Genomic DNA, 14,270 nt, shown 5'->3' on the forward strand with positions numbered 1-14,270 from the left:
CGGACCCGCCCGGTATGGCAGGCACACGCATCAGGAGCAGACCGGCATGACATCGGACGCCGCTTCCTTTTTCCGGCACCTTGAATCCTGCAACACGGCCCGCCTGCCCGGGGACCGCACGCCCTTCCGGTTCGGCAGCCAGAAGGCGGACGAGGCACCCTCCGGCTGGATTGCCCCCGCCCTGGTTCCGGAACTGGAGCGGCTCGGCCTGCCCCGGCGCGCGGGCGCGCTGGTGCTGGACGACCCGGCCCGGCTGGAATCGCTGGGCGAGGACCTGGCGGCGTCCGGCCTCTACCGCTCGCATCACGAACTGTTCGATGTCGCGCCCACGGCCGACGGGCCGGCGATCGCACGGATCGACCGGGGGGCGCTGCCGCTGTTCGGGCTGATCGCGCATGGCGTGCACATGAACGGGCTGGTCCGGCGCGCGGACGGGCTGCATCTGTGGACGGGGCGCCGTGCGATGGACAAGCGCCTGGACCCGGGCAAGCTGGACCATCTGGTCGCCGGCGGCATTCCGGCCGGCCACACCCCGGAACAGGCGCTGCACAAGGAAGCGGCGGAAGAAGCCAGCATTCCCCCTGACCTGATCGCCCGGGCCGTGCCCACGGCGCGCATCCGCTACGCCATGGAACGGCCCGAGGGCCTGCGCCGCGACGTGCTGCATTGCTACGACCTGGACCTGCCGCCCGACTTCACGCCCGCTCCCGCGGACGGCGAGGTCGAATTCTTCACGCTGATCCCCCTGCGCGAGGCATACCGGATCGTGCGGGACAGCGACGAGTTCAAGTTCAACGTCAACCTGGTCCTGATCGACCTGTTCCTGCGCCACGGCATGATCGACCCGGATAGTGTGGAGGGACGCCGGCTGCGCGCGGGGCTGGACGGACGCGACACTCCGGCCTTCGCATGAGGGCGATACCGATCCTTGGCCTGCTGGTCCTCGCCACGCTGGCAGGCTGCGCGCCCGCGTCCCGGGACGAGGCCCTGTGCGCCCGTTTCGGCGCGCATCGGGGAATCGAGATCTCGCTGCTGTTCGGCCTGACCCGACCCGATGGCGGTGTGGTCACCGACGCCGAATGGGCCGATTTCCTGCGGCGCGAGGTCACCCCGCGCTTCCCGGACGGGCTGAGCGTGTTCCAGGCCATGGGCCAGTGGCGGGACCGGGTCAGCGGCCAGGTGACCGCCGAGCCGTCGCGCATCGTCTGGATCGCCGCCGACGCCTCCGCGCCGGACCTGAGGGCGCGGCTGGACGCCATCCGCGCGGGCTATCGGCATGATTTCCAGCAACAATCGGTGGGTCTTACGATCCGCGGCGGGTGCCAGACGTTCTGAGCGTCTGTCGCACCCGCGAGCGGTCGGGTATGGTCTTGAGCCAATACCGGCCCCGCCCCCGGCGGACAGCGATGGAGAGGATGCACGATGACCACCCCCCCGGTCGCCCGCACGGACCCCCAGACGATCACGCAGCTCGGCCGGGTCCGCATCGACGAATATGGGTGGATGAAGGACGAGAACTGGCAGGCCGTCCTGCGCGACCCATCGGTGCTGCGCGCGGACATCGCGGCGCACCTGCGGGCCGAGAACGCCTACACCGCCGCCATCCTGGCCCCGACCGAATCCCTGCAGGCCACCATCGCCGCCGAGATGAAGGCCCGCATCCGCGAGGATGATACCTATCCCGCGCTGCCGCACGGTCCCTGGCGCTATTACATGCGCTACGCGGCCGGCGCCCAGCACCCGATCCATGCCCGCCACCCCGAGGGCCGGCCCGAGGCCGAGACGATCCTGCTGGACGTGGACCGGATGGCGAAGGGGCACGAGTATTTCGCCGTCGCCACAGCGACCCACAGCCCCGACCACCTGCTGTTCGCCCATGCCGAGGACAATCAGGGGTCCGAGGTCTATCGCGTCGTCATCAGCGACATCGCGCGCGGCACGCCGGTCGGGCCGGCGATCGAAAACTGCAGCGGCAATTTCGCGTTTTCGCCCGACGCGCGGCATCTGTTCTGGACCTGGCGGGACGCGCATGGCCGCCCGACGAAGATCTTTCGCCGCCGCATCGGCACCGACGAGGACGTGCTGGTCTACGAGGAAACGGACCCCGGCTTCTTCATCGGGGTCGAGGCCAGCCGCTCCGGACGCTGGATCGTCATTTCGGCCAGCAACCAGGACACGTCCGAATCCTGGCTGATCCCCGGCGGCAATCCCGAGGCGGCGGCCGCGTGCGTCGAGCCGCGCCGCACCGGCGTGCTCTACAGCCTTAGCCACTGGGGGGACCGCTTCGCGATCCTGACCAACACCGACGGCGCCGTCGATTTCAAGCTGATGGAAGCGCCCGATACCACCCCGGGGCGGGCGCACTGGCGCGACCTGGTCCCGCACCTGCCCGGCCGCTACATCACCGACTGCATGGCCTTTTCCGGGCATCTGGTCTGGCGCGAGCGCCGGGATGCCAACACCGCGCTGGTCGTCCGCCGCGTCGACGGGACCGAGCATGTCCTGTCATCGGACGAGGACGCCTATGTCCTGTCCTTCTCGGGGTCCTTCGAATACGACACGCGCGAATTGCGCTATGTCTACCAGTCGCCGACCACGCCCCGGCAATGGTACGCCTATGACATGGACAGCCGTACCCGCCACCTGCTGAAGACGCAGGAGGTACCGTCGGGACACGACCCGCGCGATTACAGATGCTGGCGCCTGACCGCCACCGCACTGGACGGGACGCAGGTGCCGATCACCGTGCTGGGGCTGCACGGCACGCCCATCGACGGCTCCGCCCCCCTGCTGCTCTATGGTTACGGCTCGTACGGCCATGCGATCGAACCGACCTTTTCCACTGGGGTCTTCAGCCTGGTGGACCGGGGATGGTTCTACGCCATCGCCCATGTGCGCGGCGGGTCGGAAAAGGGCTGGAACTGGTTCCTGGGCGGACGGGGCCGCAACAAGCCCAACAGCTTCACCGATTTCATCGCCTGCGCCGAACACCTGATCGCGGACGGCTTCACCGGGGCGGGACGGATCGTGACGGACGGGCGTTCCGCCGGCGGGATGGTCATGGGGGCGATCGCCAACATGCGCCCCGACCTGTTCGCGGGAATCGTCGCCGTGGTGCCGTTCGTGGACGAGCTGAACACGATGTCGGACACCAGTCTGCCGCTGACGCCGCCGGAATGGCCGGAATGGGGCAATCCGCTGGAAGATGAAGCGGCCTACGACCTGATCGCCAGCTATGCCGCCTATGAACAGGTGGCGCCGCGCCCGTATCCGGCGATCCTGGCCATCGGCGGCCTGTCGGACCCGCGCGTGACCTACTGGGAACCGGCGAAATGGATCGCCCGGCTGCGCGCGCACACGACGTCGTCCCGCCCGCTGCTGCTGCGCATCAACATGGAGGCCGGGCATGGCGGCGCGTCCGGCCGCTTCGACGCATTGAAGGAGGCCGCCCTGATCCAGGCCTTCGCCATCTGGGCGGTGGATACGACCGACCATACGAGAACCGAATGAGCGAGACGGACATGAAACAGGCATCCGCCCAACGAGGAACAGCATGACGGATCAGCCCCCCTCGCCCCTTCTGCCGCCTCCCGACCGCTCCCCCTTCCGCCTGATGCGCGAACGCCATCGCGTGCAGCGCGTCGCCCGCTTCCTGCTGGCGATGTTCTTCACCCTGCTGGCGCTCTACACGATCCGGGGCTTCCTGCCGTCCCTGATCTGGGGCGGGATTTTCGCCATCGTGGCCTGGCCGCTCTATGCCGCCACGCGGGAACGGTGGAAATCGCTGCCGGGCGGCACGATCCTGCCGCTGCTGTTCACCACCGGGATCGCCCTGATCTTCCTGGTGCCGATGGGATTGTTCGCCCTGGAAGCCGCGCGTGAGGCCCAGAGCGTCGTGACCTGGGCGAACGAGGCCCGGCATTCCGGCATGCCCGTGCCCGGCTGGATCCAGCGCCTGCCCCTGGGCTCCGCTACGCTGGCCGGCTGGTGGCAGGACCACCTGGCGAATCCGGACGACGTGTCGGACCTGCTGCATTCGTTCAATATCGGGCATGGCATGCAGGTGACGCAGCGCGTCGGGACGCAGATCTTCCATCGCGGCGTGCTGTTCATCTTCGCGATCCTGACCCTGTTCTTCCTGCTGAAGGACGGCGAAAGCGTGACCCGCCAGTGCCTGGTCGTCTCGCGCCGGGCCTTCGGCAAGCGGGGCGAGACCATCGCCCAGCAGATCATCGCCTCGATCCACGGGACGGTGGCGGGCCTGGTGCTGGTGGGCCTGGGTGAAGGCGCGCTGATGGGGGTGGCCTACCTGATCGCGGGCGCTCAGCATCCGTTCCTGTTCGGCGTGTTCACGGCCGTCGCGGCCATGATCCCGTTCTGCGCCGTCATCGCCGTGGCGGCGGTGACGCTGATGCTGCTGGTCAAGGGGGCGACGATCGCCGCCATCGCCATCCTGGCGCTGGGGCTGGCCGTCATTTTCATCGCCGACCATTTCGTCCGGCCCGCGCTGATCGGCGGATCGACCCAGATGCCGTTCCTGTGGGTCCTGACCGGCATCCTGGGCGGCGTGGAAAGCTGGAACCTGCTGGGCCTCTTCGTGGGCCCGGCCATCATGTCCGTCCTGCACCTGCTGTGGCGCAACTGGACGCGCGACCGCGTCCAGGATGGACTGCGGGAAGAGGCTGACGATTTGTGCTGAAAATGGTCGCAGACGGAGATATCGGGCAGGCGGGATTCGAACCCACGACCCCCAGTCCCCCAGACTGATGCGCTACCAGGCTGCGCTACTGCCCGTCCGTCTGCGACGACACGCCGTGTAGCAGCGCCCGCCGCGAACCGCAACCCGTGTTCGGCACCGAATCCGAATCAGACTGGAATCAGCCGCCGCAGGGCCCGCAACTCCACCAGAATCCCGCGCAGATTCTCTTTCAGGACCTGGTTTTCGCTCAGGATTCGCTCGATCTCCGCCGCGTCCGCCGCCGCATCTTCAGGCGACTGCGCAGGGGGGGCTGCCTCGTTCCGATGCACCAGGGTCATCTCGATCTCCTCGCCCCGCACGGCCTCGCTTCCACCACGCGCCTCGTCCATTCCGGACTCGTCTTCCGGAACCACCGAGATGTCCGGGGACAGGAACAGGTCCTCCCCTTCCCCCGATTCGGGCGCGGCCTGGGTGGTGGGAACGCCGGTGTCGCCCTCGCGCAGCATCCGCTGCACGCCCTTGATCGTGTAGCCCTGCACGTAAAGCAGGTCGGCGATCCGGCGCAGCAATTCGATATCGTCAGGGCGGTAATAGCGTCGGCCGCCCCCGCGCTTCAGCGGGCGCACCTGGGTGAAGCGTGTTTCCCAGAAACGCAGCACATGCTGCGGAACGTGCAGTTCGTCCGCGACCTCGCTGATCGTGCGGAAGGCATGCGGCGCCTTCTTCAGGCGGGCCGCCCCGTCAGCCATGCCGTCAGCCGCGCCGTCCTCGGCCGCCTGCGGCCCTGCCTCGCCCAGGCCGGGCATGTCGGCATCCTGCCAATATCCCTGGCCTGATCCCCGGACTGGGCCGGCGGTGCTCATTCGCCGTCATCCTCGATCCCGTCGACCGGGCCGCCATTCACCCGCGCACGCAGCAACTGGCTGGGCCGGAAGACCAGCACCGAGCGCGGCAGGATCGGCACCTCGACCCCCGTCTTGGGGTTCCGGCCCGTCCGGCGCCCCTTCTGACGGACCGAAAAGGTCCCGAAGCCACTGATCTTGACCGTATTTCCGGACTCGAGTTCCTTCGCGACCCGCTCGAGCACATGTTCGAGCAGATCGGCGGATTCGTTCCTGGAAAGTCCGACCTGACTATAGATATGTTCTGCCAGACTGGCGCGGGTCACTGTGCTCATGCGCCAAGGGTATGCATGCGGCGATGGGCCGTCAATTCAATGCGTTGGGACACACTATTTTTTCACACCCGGCGCCTACAGGGCCACACCGGCAGCCCGCCCGCGTTACATTCGGGCCAGGGCCGAGCCCCATGTCAGGCCGCCGCCCAGGGCTTCCATCAGCACCAGGTCGCCGGGACGGATACGCCCGTCGCGCACGGCTTCGTTCATCGCCAGCGGGATCGAAGCCGCCGAGGTGTTGGCGTGACGATCCACCGTCACGACCACCCGTTCGGGCGGCAGTTCCAGCTTGCGGGCCACACCTTCGATGATCCGCAGATTGGCCTGGTGCGGCACCAGCCAGTTCACGTCGGCATAGGTCAGGCCATTGGCGTGCAGGACCTCGTCCACCGAAGAAGACAGCTTGGCCACCGCATGGCGGAAGACGTCCCGCCCCCGCATGCGCAGGAAGCCGGAACTCTCCCGCAGGCCGATCGCCCCATCGACATACAGCAGGTCGCCCGTGCTGCCGTCGGAATGCAGATGGGTGGACAGGATACCCTTCGGCCGGGTGTCTCCCGGTTCCGGCCCATCCGCGGCCTTCAGCAGGACCGCGCCGGCCCCGTCCCCGAACAGGACGCAGGTGCCGCGATCCGACCAGTCTAGAATGCGCGAATAGACCTCGCTGCCGATCACCAGGACGGAATCGACCTGACCGCTGCGGATCAGCGAATCCGCCATCGACAGCGCGTAGACGAAGCCCGAGCAGGCGGCGGCGATGTCGAAGCCGAAACCGCCCCGAAGGCCCAGTTCGGCCTGGACCCGCACGGCGGTGGAGGGAAAGGCCTGATCGGGCGTGCTGGTCGCGACGATGATCGCGCCGACATCGGCAGCCGCCATGCCGGCATAATCCAGTGCCCGGGCCCCGGCCGCCGCCGCCATGCTGACGGCGGTGTCGTGCGGCCCGGCGATATGACGCTGGGTGATTCCGGTGCGGGCCCGAATCCACTCGTCCGACGTCTCCAGGCGCGCCGCCAGTTCGTCATTGGTCACGATCCGGTCCGGCAGATATCCGCCAAACCCGACCAGAAGCGAACGTCTCGCCATCATTCCCATCATTCCAAACCCGGCGCCGGACCCGACCCGCCGCACAGCACCCGCGGCATGACGTCCGTCCGGCCCGTCACGCGGTCAGCTTACCGCCGCGACCGCCGGATGCTCTTTTTCCGCACCCGAGCGCATGGCCGCCAGCGTATCCAGCCGCGACAGCTGCTCCCGTATGCTCTCATTGAAACGGTGCGTTACCATATCCATGGCAACATCCACGGCGGATGCAAAGCCTTCGGCATCGGTCCCGCCATGCGATTTGACCACGACACCATTGAGGCCCACGAATACCGCGCCGTTATAACGCCGTGGGTCCAGCCATTCCCGCATGCGCTCCAGCCCCGGACGCACCAGCAGATAGCCCAGCTTGGCCAGCAGGCCGGAGCGGAAGACCTGGCGCAGAAGGACGAACGCCATCTTCAGCGCCCCTTCGCCGGTCTTCAACGCCACGTTGCCGGTGAAGCCGTCGGTCACGACCACGTCGGTCGTGCCCGCCGTGATGTCATGCCCTTCGACGAAGCCGTGGAACTGCGCCGCCAGGGATGAATTGCGCAGGACATCGGCTGCCTGGCGCAGCTTCTCGTCGCCCTTCAGTTCCTCGGACCCGACATTCAGCAGGCCGATCGTGGGGGCGGGCAAACCCAGCACCGCCTTGGCGAAGGCCTCGCCCATCACGGCGAATTCCACCAGGTTGCGCCAGTCGCAGGCGACGTTGGCCCCCAGATCCAGCATCACGACATCGCCCTTCAGCGTCGGGCTGATGGCGGCCATGGCGGGGCGGGAAACACCGGGAAGGGTTTTGACAACGATCTTGGCCAGCGCCAGCATCGCGCCGCTGTTGCCGGCGGAGACCACGCCCTGGGCTTCCCCCTGGGCCACGGCGTCCATCGACAGCCGCATCGACGAATCGCGCACGCGCAACGCCGCCGTCGGCTTCATGTCCATTGGAATGGCACTGTTGGCGGGCCGGATGGTGCAGATTGCCGCGGCCTTGGGGTGACGGGCCAGTTCCTGGCGGAGCGTCGCTTCATCCCCGATCAGCAGGACCCGCGCACCGGGATGCCTGTCCGCCGCGATCGCCAGACCGGCCACAACAACTTCCGGACCGCCGTCCCCACCCATGCCGTCGACGGCCAGCGTGAAGGGCTCTGCCCCGGAAAAAGAGGAACCTGTCTCGCTCATGCCTGCCTTCTGCCGGGAGTACACCAAATACGCAAGGCGGTCACGGGATCGTGTCGCATGAAACGGCACGGCCCGCTCTTACCCGGACCACGCCATTTCCTCCGCATGACCATGCGCTGTCGGGTCAGGCCCGGACAGCGGTCTTCAGCGTCTTGCCGGCGGCAACGACTTCACGGCCGTCATAATGACCGCAATGGCTGCAGACGTGATGCGGGCGCTTCAGTTCGCCGCAGTTCGCGCATTCCGCATGGGCCTGGACGCTCAGCGCCTCGTGGCTGCGGCGCATGCCGCGACGGGACGGCGAGGTTTTTCTCTTGGGTACAGCCATGGGCCCGGGCCCCTCCGATCTGGGATCTTAATCGGGTCCGGCTGGACCCCGATCAGTTATCGATAATTGAGGGGGCGCCTCTAGCAGACAGGAACACATTCCGCAAGGCATGTTCTCCCAACCCCTCTTTCCCCCTGCCTAATGCGACCCCTTTTTCAGGGCCGCGAGGGCGGCGAAGGGCGATGGACGGGCGCCCTCCTCCTCGTCCTCGGGATTGGCCGGCGGCGCGTCGACATGCCCCACGCCCTCGGGCAGCACGCTACCCGGCGCGCGCGGATAGGGGGCCAGCACCAGCGACAGTTCCTCGGCCGCCAGTTCCCCCAGGTCGATCATGTCCCGTTCGTAGGGGATCTCGTCGATCGCCTCGGGGTCCAGGTCCTCGTCCTCGCGGAACCGTTCGGCGGGGACGAAGCGCGCCGTGAAATTTTCGGCCAGCACGTCGGTGAAATGGTCGGTCGTGACCACGCAGACCTGTTCCACCTCCGCGGTCAGCCAGCCTTCGGCCAGGACCTCGCCCTGCCGACCCGGCGTCAGGCGATAGCGGCAGGACAGCGCGTGGACGGCCGGCAGGCCCAGGCGCCTGGCCAGGGCGACGCGTTCCGCCTTTTCGGCCTCGATGGTCACTTCCTTGCCCGACGCCGCGATTCGGCCCACCGCCACCTTACGGGAAAATTCCGCCTCCATTCCGTTCCTGCTCCTTAGCGGCGATCCGCGCGCGGCCCGCAATCCACATGATATTCACTCATGTATGGCGATGAAGAATTGACTTCGCCACCCCAATCAGGCACCCGACAGAGGAGTTTTTCCCGGATCAGGACGCCCTTCAGGCCATGCGGTCATCTTCGGACACGACGCCGACTTCCCGCCCCATCAGGCGCCTGCTGCCTTGCGCCGTCATCGGAATGGGACTGCTGCTGTCCGGGTGCTCGGTCTTCCTGTCGCGGCCGGTGCCGCGCGGATCGCTGGTCGAGCCGGACGATTATGCCCAGCTCAAGCCGGGGGTCAGCACGCGTTCTGACGTCATGGACCTGCTGGGGTCGCCGACGACGCACGCGACGTTCGACGACAACACATGGATCTATATCTCCATGGAAACCGTCTACGTCCCGATCAGCTTTCCGGGCATCCGGAAGCAGGATGTCGTGGTCCTGAACTTCGACAATGGCGGCGTGCTGCGCAACCTGCGGACGCTGAACCTCAAGAACGCGCGCCCCGTGACCATGAGCCCGGACGTGACCCCGACCCCGGGCACCCGGATCAACATCGTCCAGCAGATCCTGGGCAATGTCGGCCGCTACAACCCGATGAGCAACCTGAACAGCACCTTCGGCGGCAGCACCGGCCCGATGGGCTTCAACAGCGGACCGGGCCACGGGGGCACGGGCAACTCCCTCCCCTGACGGCGGCCCTATACGGGCAGTATGATCCTGACCTGAAGGCCGCCCAGGCGGCTGGGCTGCAGGGTGATGTCCCCGCCATGGGCGCGCACGATATCGCGTGAGATCGTCAGCCCCAGGCCGGTTCCCCCGTTCTGTCCGCTTTCGAATGGGCGAAAGACCGTCTCCAGCCGGTCCGTCTGGATTCCCGGTCCGTCATCATCGATGCAGACGACGATGCCGCGTCCATCGCGGCTGGCACTGAGGGCGACGCGGCCGCCATGGCGGCGCGCGTTCTGCATGACGTTGTCCAGCACCCGGCGGAAGGCATCGGGCCGCAGCGTGGCCTCGACCGGCGCAGGCAGCGAGATCGACAGGACGGTGCCGCCCGCCCTGCGGAAGGCGGCGGCGGTCTCGTCCAGCAATGCGCCGACATCGACCGCGACCGGTGTCTCGGCCCCCTCGCCCCGCGCGAAGGACAGGTAGCTTTCGATCATGCGCTCCATTTCCGCGATGTCGCCGATCATGTCCGCCACGTCGGCGCGGAGCATTTCGGCATCGATCGCGCCCTGGTGCGGGATCATGGCCAGCGAAAGCCGCAGCCGGGTCAGCGGCGTGCGCAGGTCGTGCGACACGCCCGCCAGGACGGCGGTGCGCTGCGCCACGAAGCGGAAGATGCGGTCCTGCATGCGGTTGAAGGCGACGGCCGCCTTGCGTACCTCCTGCGCGCCTTCGGGACGGATGGGCCCGGTGTCGCGGCCCAGCCCGAACAATTCCGCCGCGCGGGCCAGACGACGAATGGCACGGACCTGGTTGCGCATGAACACGCTGGCAACCAGGAACAGCAGCAGCGTGCTGCCCACCGTCCAGACGACGAACAGCCAGATCGGCGCGACATCCAGCCGCTTGCGCGGGGCGCCGACATCCAGCACCCCGTCGGGCATCTGGATGCGGATACCAACGGTGTGCGGGTCGTCGATCCAGTCGATGAAGGCGGGCCGGCCGATCGACGTCTCCAGCGCCTGGGCCAGATCCTCGTCCATCGGTCCCAGCACGTGGGTCGATCCCGTCCGGTCCAGGCGCTGACCCGGATTCCAGATCATGTCCAGCTGCGTGCGCTCACGCACCCGCCGCATGATCCAGGCCCGGTCGCCGGCCGCGTGATACCGCCCCATCAGGTCCAGCGTCAGGACGATGTCCGCCGCGACGCTGCCCGACATGCGGCGCGAGACGACCTGCAGGTAATTGCCGTAAAACAGTTCCAGCGAGATCCCCTGCGTCACGACCAGCGGGATCAACACGATCAGCAGGGTCCGCCCCAGCAGGGAACGCGGCAGGACCCGGCGCACCGGCCGGTCCATCCGGCGGCGCAGCCACGCCATGGGCGAGGATGGCTTGTCCCTCCCCACGCCGCCGTTGGCGCCGCCGGCCGTCACAGCCCGGGCTTCAGCACATAGCCCTTGCCGCGCACGGTCTGGAGGAATCGGGGTTCACGCGGGTCGGGCTCGATCCGGCGGCGCAGGCGCGTCACCTGCACGTCCACCGCGCGCTCGCCGATTTCCTCCATGTCCAGCACCCGGGCGATCTCGTCGCGCGACAGGGTCTCGTTGGGGCGGCGCGCCAGCACGGTCAGCAGCGCGATCTCGCCCCCCGTCAGGTGGACGCTGCCCTCGGGACCCGACAGCAGGCCCCGTGCCGGGTCGAATTCCAGCCCGCCCAGCCGGACCACGCGCAGATTGTCCGACGGCGGCGGCGGCGCGAACCGCCGCAGATGCGCCTTCAGCCGCAGCAGCAGTTCGCGCGGCTCGAAGGGCTTGCCCAGGTAATCGTCGGCCCCGGCCTCCAGCCCGGTAATGCGGTCCTCGGGCTCGCCGCGCGCGGTCAGCAGCAGGATCGGCAGGTCCTGCCCCTCCTGCCGCAGGGCGCGGGTCAGCAGCAGTCCGTTCTCGCCGGGCATGGTCACGTCCAGCACCATCGCGTCGGGCTGCATGAAGCCCAGCACCTGCCGGGCCTCGGCCGCCGACGCGGCGGCGCTGATGCGAAACCCCTGCTCGGTCAGGTAGCGTTGCAGCAGGCGGCGCAGGCGCGGATCGTCATCCACCACCAGAATATGCGCCCCGGCGATCGACCCGTCCCGCACCGCGTTGTCCCGTCCGTCCGTACCCATCACATCCTGTCCCGGCTCATGTCCTGCCTCGGCGTGTACGCTCGGTCGCAGCATTGACGCTGTCCAGCACGCGGCGCGTCCTGTCGTCCATAAGGCCCTGCATGACGCGGCGAAACCCCTCGATCGCCGCCGCCCCCGCATCGCGGTAGACGCCCATCAGCTTCTCGCGCTGCAGATCGAACAACTGGCGTTCCACCGCAGCGCCGGATTCGGTCAGGTGCAACAGGCGCAACCTGCGGTCCCGCCGGCCCACTTCCTGCGTGACATAGCCGCGCGATTGCAGGTCGGCCAGGACGCGGCCCAGGCTCTGCTTGGTGATTCCCAGCAGGTCCAGCAGCGCGCCGACGGCAATGCCCGGGTGGTGGCCCACCAGTTGCAGGACCCGGTGATGCGCGCGGCCCAGCCCCAGCCCCTCCAGCACCGGATCGACCACCGCGCCAAAATCGCGCCATGCCAGGCCCATCAATTCCTGCGCCTGGCGCATCTCCTCCTCGCGCAGGAACAGCAGGCCGGACCCCGCCGCCGCGCCGCCGGGTCGCCGCGCCGGCGCCTTGGATTCGTTCGCCACGTTCCCCGTCCGCTCAGGCGGCCCGCCGCGCCATCATGCGCTGCTTCAGCCGGCCGAATCGTGCAACAGCGGCCAGCCGCCGGTCCAGGAAGTCCGCAACCGCGGCCCGGTCATCGCCCCGCGCCAGCCAGAACAGCAGCACCTGCGCATAGATCGTGCCCAGGGTCATGCGCTTGGTCTGGCGGGTGACCCCGGTCGCGCGGTCGCCCGCGGCCTCCCAGATCGCATCGACCGTCCGTACCATGGTGCGCGCCAGCGCCGCGCCATGGCCGGGCGTCACCAGCACGCCCAGCGCCCGGCGCACCGCCGCGCGGTCGGGCGTGACCCTGTCCAGCCGCAGCAGGATGACCGCGCGCACCCGGCGGCTGAGGCGTGGTTCGTCCAGGCCATGCGCGGCCTCGATCATCGCGCGGTCGGCATGGTCGAACCAGGACTCGACCAGATCCGCCGGGCCGCCGGGAAACAGCAGGTCGGCATCCGCTCCGGCGACGTCGCGCAACACGTCCATGCCCCATCCGCGCTGGCCCGCCACGTCGCCCATGCGGGCCAGGGCCGCGTCACGCGCCGCGCTGCGTTCCGGCCGCCCCGGAAGGGCGCAGGCGGCGGCGCATCCTGCCAGCCGGGCCGCCAGGCCGCTGGCGCATCGCTTCACGATCATGTGCGTACTCCGTATCGTCCGATTTCCTCGTCGAATCCCATCTGCCCCAGATCGGTCATCCGCATCGGGTAGAGAATACCGTCCAGGTGATCGTATTCATGCTGTAGCACGTTCGCCAGGAAACCCGACGCGACGCCCTGCACCGCCTGCCCTGCCCGGTCCAGGCCGGAATAGGCGATGCGGACATGCCGGGGCACCATGCCGCGCAGGCCGGGAATCGACAGGCAGCCCTCGGGCCGCAACGCCATCTCGTCATCCACGAGGCTGAGGACGGGATTGATCAGCACGCTGGTCTCACGGGGCGGATCGTCCCCTCCGGCGCTGCGTTCGGCCGGCACGCGGTAGACGAACAGCCGCAGCGAGACATGGACCTGCGGCGCCGCCAGGCCCGCGCCGCGCGCGTCCTCCATCGTCTCGATCATGTCGTCGATCAGGCGCGCGATGTCGGGCGCGGTGGGGTCCGCGACCTCGTCCGCGCGGCGCAGCAGCACGGGATGGCCCATCCGGGCAATCTTGAGCAGGGTCATGGTCTGTAGCCGTCCTTCGCCGGTAAAGCAGGGCCTCTAAAATAGTCTGGCCGCTTCCTGCGGGAAACGGGCGGAATGATTTGTGTTTTCCGCGAAGCCCATGTTATAGGTCCGCCCCACTCGGGAATCGCATGCAGGGCTGGGCCTTGGGCGGTCATCCCGCCATGACGGATTTCGTGGCCGATCAGGACAGCCACAAACAGGAGTTGACGACCAAGTGCAGGTTCTCGTTCGCGACAACAATGTCGACCAGGCTCTCAAGGCGCTCAAGAAGAAGATGCAGCGTGAAGGCATCTTCCGTGAAATGAAGCTGCGTCGCCACTACGAAAAGCCGTCCGAGCGCAAGGCGCGCGAGGCTGCCGAAGCTGTGCGCCGCGCCCGCAAGATGGAGCGCAAGCGCCTGGAGCGCGAAGGGTTCTAATCTGCCCCTCCGGGTCAGTCCGAATCAGAAAGGCCGGCATCCTGGGGATGCCGGCCTTTTCCATATCTGTTGTCCCAAAAG

At 68.1% G+C, this 14,270-nt stretch carries 17 protein-coding genes and 1 tRNA gene; 6 read left to right on the plus strand and 12 right to left on the minus strand.

All coding sequences use genetic code 11. From position 1 onward, the window contains the following. The first annotated feature begins 46 nt into the window (after positions 1–46). The 4 genes from GDI_RS14545 (at position 47) to GDI_RS14560 (ending at position 4,699) form a co-directional block, all read left to right on the plus strand. Positions 47–913, plus strand: a complete 867-nt coding sequence (locus GDI_RS14545; protein WP_041249514.1) for an NUDIX hydrolase — start codon at positions 47–49, stop codon at positions 911–913. Then, complete coding sequence (locus GDI_RS14550) at positions 910–1,335, plus strand: DUF3574 domain-containing protein (protein ID WP_012227403.1); 426 nt, start codon at positions 910–912, stop codon at positions 1,333–1,335. Before GDI_RS14545 ends, GDI_RS14550 begins: the two co-directional genes overlap by 4 nt. Positions 1,336–1,422: 87 nt before the next feature. Further along, positions 1,423–3,510, plus strand: a complete 2,088-nt coding sequence (locus GDI_RS14555; protein ID WP_012227405.1) for a S9 family peptidase — start codon at positions 1,423–1,425, stop codon at positions 3,508–3,510. Positions 3,511–3,553: 43 nt separating this feature from the next. Next, positions 3,554–4,699 (plus strand): AI-2E family transporter, encoded by a 1,146-nt coding sequence (locus tag GDI_RS14560; protein ID WP_012227406.1) that lies wholly within the window; start codon positions 3,554–3,556, stop codon positions 4,697–4,699. Positions 4,700–4,720: 21 nt separating this feature from the next. Here GDI_RS14560 and GDI_RS14565 read toward each other — a convergent pair. The 7 genes from GDI_RS14565 to GDI_RS14595 form a co-directional block, all read right to left on the minus strand. Next, a tRNA-Pro gene (locus GDI_RS14565) sits at positions 4,721–4,794 on the minus strand. A gap of 72 nt (positions 4,795–4,866) precedes the next feature. Further along, positions 4,867–5,562: a MerR family transcriptional regulator gene (locus GDI_RS14570; RefSeq protein ID WP_012227409.1), complete on the minus strand. Its 696-nt coding sequence runs from the start codon at positions 5,560–5,562 to the stop codon at positions 4,867–4,869. Continuing rightward, the gene (locus GDI_RS14575) at positions 5,559–5,912 is read right to left on the minus strand and encodes an integration host factor subunit alpha (RefSeq protein WP_261375509.1); all 354 of its coding nucleotides are present in this window, start codon (positions 5,910–5,912) and stop codon (positions 5,559–5,561) included. Before GDI_RS14575 ends, GDI_RS14570 begins: the two co-directional genes overlap by 4 nt. Positions 5,913–5,981: 69 nt before the next feature. Continuing rightward, a complete protein-coding gene (locus GDI_RS14580) occupies positions 5,982–6,965 on the minus strand; it encodes a beta-ketoacyl-ACP synthase III (protein ID WP_041249515.1) in 984 nt (327 codons plus the stop codon). 81 nt (positions 6,966–7,046) lie between these two features. Continuing rightward, positions 7,047–8,144, minus strand: coding sequence for a phosphate acyltransferase PlsX (gene plsX / locus GDI_RS14585; protein WP_012554868.1), 1,098 nt, complete (start codon positions 8,142–8,144; stop codon positions 7,047–7,049). 124 nt (positions 8,145–8,268) lie between these two features. Next, positions 8,269–8,472, minus strand: a complete 204-nt coding sequence (rpmF, locus tag GDI_RS14590; RefSeq protein ID WP_012554867.1) for a 50S ribosomal protein L32 — start codon at positions 8,470–8,472, stop codon at positions 8,269–8,271. A 138-nt stretch (positions 8,473–8,610) separates the two neighbouring features. Next, the gene (locus GDI_RS14595; protein WP_012554866.1) at positions 8,611–9,156 is read right to left on the minus strand and encodes a YceD family protein; all 546 of its coding nucleotides are present in this window, start codon (positions 9,154–9,156) and stop codon (positions 8,611–8,613) included. A gap of 146 nt (positions 9,157–9,302) precedes the next feature. On the opposite strand from GDI_RS14595, the gene GDI_RS14600 reads away from it, so the two are divergent. Beyond that, entirely contained in the window at positions 9,303–9,872 is a 570-nt protein-coding gene (locus tag GDI_RS14600) for an outer membrane protein assembly factor BamE (protein ID WP_012227420.1), read from the plus strand. A gap of 8 nt (positions 9,873–9,880) precedes the next feature. Here GDI_RS14600 and GDI_RS14605 read toward each other — a convergent pair whose 3' ends face one another. Genes GDI_RS14605 through def form a run of 5 tightly spaced genes read right to left on the minus strand, consistent with a single transcriptional unit; the run spans position 9,881 to position 13,768 of the window. After that, positions 9,881–11,230 (minus strand): ATP-binding protein, encoded by a 1,350-nt coding sequence (locus GDI_RS14605; protein WP_050935144.1) that lies wholly within the window; start codon positions 11,228–11,230, stop codon positions 9,881–9,883. 50 nt (positions 11,231–11,280) lie between these two features. Continuing rightward, positions 11,281–12,015 carry a response regulator gene (locus tag GDI_RS14610; RefSeq protein ID WP_012554864.1) on the minus strand — a complete coding sequence of 245 codons (735 nt, stop codon included), beginning with the start codon at positions 12,013–12,015 and terminating at the stop codon, positions 11,281–11,283. A 16-nt stretch (positions 12,016–12,031) separates the two neighbouring features. After that, the gene (locus GDI_RS14615; RefSeq protein WP_012227426.1) at positions 12,032–12,583 is read right to left on the minus strand and encodes a MarR family winged helix-turn-helix transcriptional regulator; all 552 of its coding nucleotides are present in this window, start codon (positions 12,581–12,583) and stop codon (positions 12,032–12,034) included. 13 nt (positions 12,584–12,596) lie between these two features. After that, positions 12,597–13,241, minus strand: a complete 645-nt coding sequence (locus GDI_RS14620) for a ubiquinone biosynthesis protein COQ9 (protein WP_012227428.1) — start codon at positions 13,239–13,241, stop codon at positions 12,597–12,599. Continuing rightward, positions 13,238–13,768 carry a peptide deformylase gene (def, locus tag GDI_RS14625; protein ID WP_012227430.1) on the minus strand — a complete coding sequence of 177 codons (531 nt, stop codon included), beginning with the start codon at positions 13,766–13,768 and terminating at the stop codon, positions 13,238–13,240. Before def ends, GDI_RS14620 begins: the two co-directional genes overlap by 4 nt. 217 nt (positions 13,769–13,985) lie before the next feature. Here def and rpsU point away from each other — a divergent pair, with 217 nt between their 5' ends. Continuing rightward, on the plus strand, positions 13,986–14,189 hold the full coding sequence (rpsU, locus tag GDI_RS14630; RefSeq protein WP_010506446.1) for a 30S ribosomal protein S21: 204 nt from the start codon (positions 13,986–13,988) through the stop codon (positions 14,187–14,189). The last annotated feature ends 81 nt before the right edge of the window (positions 14,190–14,270 follow it).

This window comes from Gluconacetobacter diazotrophicus PA1 5 (genome assembly GCF_000067045.1).
GTDB classification, from domain to species: domain Bacteria; phylum Pseudomonadota; class Alphaproteobacteria; order Acetobacterales; family Acetobacteraceae; genus Gluconacetobacter; species Gluconacetobacter diazotrophicus.

Excerpts from the sequence above, each read along its gene's own strand:
- GDI_RS14545 (WP_041249514.1), top strand. The coding sequence starts at position 47 with ATGACATCGGACGCCGCTTCCTTTTTCCGGCACCTTGAATCCTGCAAC.
- GDI_RS14550 (WP_012227403.1), top strand. The coding sequence starts at position 910 with ATGAGGGCGATACCGATCCTTGGCCTGCTGGTCCTCGCCACGCTGGCA.
- GDI_RS14555 (WP_012227405.1), top strand. The coding sequence starts at position 1,423 with ATGACCACCCCCCCGGTCGCCCGCACGGACCCCCAGACGATCACGCAG.
- GDI_RS14560 (WP_012227406.1), top strand. The coding sequence starts at position 3,554 with ATGACGGATCAGCCCCCCTCGCCCCTTCTGCCGCCTCCCGACCGCTCC.
- GDI_RS14570 (WP_012227409.1), bottom strand. The coding sequence starts at position 5,562 with ATGAGCACCGCCGGCCCAGTCCGGGGATCAGGCCAGGGATATTGGCAG.
- GDI_RS14580 (WP_041249515.1), bottom strand. The coding sequence starts at position 6,965 with ATGATGGCGAGACGTTCGCTTCTGGTCGGGTTTGGCGGATATCTGCCG.
- plsX (WP_012554868.1), bottom strand. The coding sequence starts at position 8,144 with ATGAGCGAGACAGGTTCCTCTTTTTCCGGGGCAGAGCCCTTCACGCTG.
- rpmF (WP_012554867.1), bottom strand. The coding sequence starts at position 8,472 with ATGGCTGTACCCAAGAGAAAAACCTCGCCGTCCCGTCGCGGCATGCGC.
- GDI_RS14595 (WP_012554866.1), bottom strand. The coding sequence starts at position 9,156 with ATGGAGGCGGAATTTTCCCGTAAGGTGGCGGTGGGCCGAATCGCGGCG.
- GDI_RS14600 (WP_012227420.1), top strand. The coding sequence starts at position 9,303 with ATGCGGTCATCTTCGGACACGACGCCGACTTCCCGCCCCATCAGGCGC.
- GDI_RS14605 (WP_050935144.1), bottom strand. The coding sequence starts at position 11,230 with ATGGCGTGGCTGCGCCGCCGGATGGACCGGCCGGTGCGCCGGGTCCTG.
- GDI_RS14610 (WP_012554864.1), bottom strand. The coding sequence starts at position 12,015 with ATGGGTACGGACGGACGGGACAACGCGGTGCGGGACGGGTCGATCGCC.
- GDI_RS14620 (WP_012227428.1), bottom strand. The coding sequence starts at position 13,241 with ATGATCGTGAAGCGATGCGCCAGCGGCCTGGCGGCCCGGCTGGCAGGA.
- def (WP_012227430.1), bottom strand. The coding sequence starts at position 13,768 with ATGACCCTGCTCAAGATTGCCCGGATGGGCCATCCCGTGCTGCTGCGC.